Genomic DNA, 2,915 nt, shown 5'->3' on the forward strand with positions numbered 1-2,915 from the left:
CCGAGGTCAATCCTCTCAAGTTCCTGCCGACGGTCGACGACGCCATCGTGACCATTCTTGGCGAACGCAGCCCCGGCTTTCTTGATGGCGAGGCGGCGATCTCGGACGCGGTCCGCGATCTCGCGCAACATCACGTGCGCGCCTGGCGCGGCGTGCAGGCAGCGCTTCGCCAGATGGTCGACCGCTTCGACCCGGCGGCGATCGAGGAAGAGCTGAAATCGAATTCCGCGATCGGCACGCTGCTTTCGGGTGGGCGCGGCGCCAAGCTGTGGGAGCTCTACCAGAAACGCCATCGTGAGATCGCCGAGAGCGCGGAAAAAACCTTCCTTGGCGAAGTCGGCGCAGATTTTAGGGATGCATATGAGGAGGAGTGAGACATGATCGATCGACGCGAATTCATCATTGCCCTCGGCGCGACGGGGCTGGTTTCGGCCTGCCAGAGCGGCCCGCCGAAACCATCTGTGATCACGGTCAATGTGAGCGGTGGAGCCGGCATGAACCCGGGGCCGGGCGGCGGCGACCGGCCGGTGACGGTCCTGGTGATGCGGCTGAGCAGCACCGGCAAGTTCAATTCGGCCGACTATTTCGCGCTGCAGGGCGATGCAGGGTCCGCGCTCGGGGCCGACCTCATCGGATCCGACACCATCTCCGTCGCGCCGGGAAAGACCGCGGCCAAGACCATCACGGTCGAACCAAACGCGACGGCGCTCGGTTTCGTCGCGCTGATCCGCGAACCTGGTGGGAGGAGCTGGCGAACGACCAAGTCGATCTCGCCTGGATCCAAATTCACCATCAACGTGACGCTCGGCGGCGGCGGTATCTCCGCCTAGCGGCGAGACAGGGCGAGACAGGAAGTGGCTCCGTGCAGAGAGTAACGGCATGAGCGATGCAAACAGGGTGCTATGGTCTGAGGGACTGTTTCTGCGGACCCAGCATTTCCAGCAGCAGGACCGGTTCCTCGAGGCAACGGTGCGCGGCGCCTTGCGGGCCGGGCAACTGCATACGTTCGGCTTCCAGCAGCTTACCCTGGATCAGTCGTTGCTCGACGCCGGCCAGATCGCCATCTTGTCGGCGCGGGGTATATTCCCCGATGGAACTCCCTTCTCCATTCCCGAGATGATGGATGCGCCGCGACCCTTGCCGGTCACGGCCGACACCGGCGCAGGGCCGGTGCTGATCGCGCTGCCGCTCGAACCTCCCGGAGGCGTCGGCTTCGATCCGGCGCACGCCGCATCCACCGGCGCGCGCTATCACGGGCGGATCGTGTCGGTCCGCGACGCGGTGCAAGGAGGTTCGGACCCCGAGGAAATCGAGATTGCCCGGCCGCAGGCGCTGTTGCTTGCGCCGGGCAAGTCGGTTGGCGGCTACACCGCCCTGCCCGTCGCCGATGTCAAAGGCGTGCGGGCCGATGGTGGCGTCTCGCTGGACGAGACGTTCCTGCCGCCGACATTGATCACGGGTGCGGTGGCCTGGTACCGGCAATTGCTTCTGGAAGTCGTCACCGGCCTCGACCAGATCGCCGAGGCGCATGGCAAGATGGTGATGGGCGGGCCCGGGCGCAGCGTGGAGGACCTCCTGATGCTGCACCTTGCCAACGCGGCGCGCCCGCGGCTGGCGCACATGCTGGCGCAGGACGTCTTTCACCCGGCCGAGCTCTACCTCGAGCTTGCCGGCCTCGCTGGCGAGATGGCGACCTACGGCTCCAGTTCGCGACGGCTGGGCGAATTGCCGGCCTATGACCACATGGCCCCTGGCCCCGCCTATACGGCGCTGGCCGATGCCTTGCGCTCGCTCATCCTGAGCCTGCGTTATATCGAGCCCAAGTCGCGCGCCCTGCCTGTCATGCGGCACTCGACCAATGTCTGGAAGATCCGCATCGACAACCCGAAGCTGCTGGTGGCGAGCCGCATCGTCATCCGGGTCGGGTCCGAGCTGTCGGAAGATGCGCTGCGCAAGATCTTCGTCAATCAGGCGACGGTCGGCGCGGCCGACCAGTTCGAAGGCCTGTGGAAGTCGCGCCTGCCCGGCATTCCGCTGAAGCCGCTGCATTCACAGCCGCGCGAAATCCCCTACGACGGCGACCGGCTGTGCCTCGAGCTTGACCAGAAGAGCGAGCACTGGGCCTCGCTGCTCGACGCCCCCGGCTTCGTCATCGGCGTTTCCGGTGTCTTGCCGAGCGAGCCGCAGGTCGACTGCTATTCGGTGAACAGGTGAGATCATGAGCCGGGATGATCCCTTCGGACTGTCGGAGGATCGTGAACGCACGCGCATCAGACTGACCGGCGCCCAGATGCCGCGGCCGATGGCGCCGATGCTGACGGGTGCGCCGGTCAAGCGCTCGCGCGCCCATCCCAATGCGCTCATCAACGCCTTCGCGCCGCTGCTCGAATTCGCGCCCGAGCTTGAAAGCGCGCTGGCGCCGGAGAACCCTGAAACATTGCGCACGCGCCTGCTCGAAGAGCTGGTTCGGGCGCGCGATGCCGCCATGACATCGGGATCGTCTCTGGAGCGCGCCGATCAGGCGGCCTGGGTGGTGGCGGCGCTGCTCGACGACCTCGCGCTGAACACGCCCTGGGGCGGCGCCAGCGCATGGCCCCGCCAGCCGCTGGTGGTCATGCTGCGCGGCGACGTCGATGCCGGCACCCAGTTCTTCACGCGTCTCGACGAACTGGAGCGCCACCCGAACCGGGATCGCGAATTGCTGGAGCTGCAGTACCAGTGCCTGGCGCTCGGCTTCCGCGGCAAATACAGGGTGCCCGGCCGCTCCGGCGACCGATCGCTCAATGCCGTTCGCGTGGCGGCGGCGCGCTTCCTGCGCGATGCCGACGCCGAGGGCGCCCCGCTGTCGCCACACTGGAAAGGCGTGATCGCCTCGGACGAACCGCAGCGCTTCATCGTGCCGATCTGGGTGATGG

At 66.7% G+C, this 2,915-nt stretch carries 4 protein-coding genes; all 4 read left to right on the forward strand.

What is annotated here, in order from left to right:
* On the forward strand, positions 1–374 hold a 374-nt coding region (gene tagH, locus EOA33_RS30505; RefSeq protein ID WP_127407335.1), incomplete at its 5' end, for a type VI secretion system-associated FHA domain protein TagH.
* Between the two features lie 3 nt (positions 375–377).
* Positions 378–830: a type VI secretion system lipoprotein TssJ gene (gene tssJ, locus EOA33_RS30510; protein ID WP_127407336.1), complete on the forward strand. Its 453-nt coding sequence runs from the start codon at positions 378–380 to the stop codon at positions 828–830.
* Positions 831–879: 49 nt separating this feature from the next.
* Positions 880–2,214, forward strand: a complete 1,335-nt coding sequence (gene tssK, locus EOA33_RS30515; protein ID WP_127407337.1) for a type VI secretion system baseplate subunit TssK — start codon at positions 880–882, stop codon at positions 2,212–2,214.
* A 4-nt stretch (positions 2,215–2,218) separates the two neighbouring features.
* A partial coding sequence (icmH, locus tag EOA33_RS30520) for a type IVB secretion system protein IcmH/DotU (protein ID WP_145989365.1) occupies positions 2,219–2,915 on the forward strand: 697 nt, incomplete at its 3' end.

The sequence above is a fragment of the Mesorhizobium sp. M4A.F.Ca.ET.050.02.1.1 genome (assembly GCF_003997725.1).
GTDB lineage: Bacteria > Pseudomonadota > Alphaproteobacteria > Rhizobiales > Rhizobiaceae > Mesorhizobium.